At 73.9% G+C, this 476-nt stretch carries 1 protein-coding gene; it reads left to right on the top strand.

Annotated features, from left to right (window positions below):
- Positions 1-254 precede the first annotated feature (254 nt).
- Positions 255-476 (top strand): hypothetical protein (locus MKK75_RS18730; protein ID WP_244044038.1); only part of this gene is annotated, 222 nt, incomplete at its 3' end.

Raw genomic sequence — 476 nt, forward strand, 5'->3', positions numbered from 1 at the left:
CCCTCGTCGTCGGCGGCCGCTACGACCGCGCCGCCATCATGGCCGCCGCCTGCAAGGCCGCCACTGGCATCCAGGAGCGCTGCGGCGTCTCCCGCGCCGAGGCGATGTCCTCCGCTCTCAAGGCCGCCTGGCAGGTCGCCAAGGCCGCCCACCGCGCCGCTGCTCACTGATCCCCTAGCGGCCTGACCCGCCCCGCCACGGGGCACCCCTTCACCACCGACCCGATCCCACGCGCCCCACGAGGAGCGCGAACGATGACTTATGCCCGCATCCCAAGTTTCAGTCAGCCCGTCCCGGCTCGCAGCGACAGCCCGCGCACCGGCCGGCGCCGCCTCTCGGCCGATGGCCGGTACCTGAAACTGCCGAACGGGCCCGTAACCGGCGGCATCGAGCCGTGGGAGGCCGTCACCCCGGTCCGGCCGGACACGTCGCACAGCCGCAGCCTCCGCTTCCTCGACGCCACGGGCGAGCTGCTG

The sequence above is a fragment of the Methylobacterium sp. J-030 genome (genome assembly GCF_022829545.1).
Classification (GTDB): Bacteria; Pseudomonadota; Alphaproteobacteria; order Rhizobiales; family Beijerinckiaceae; genus Methylobacterium.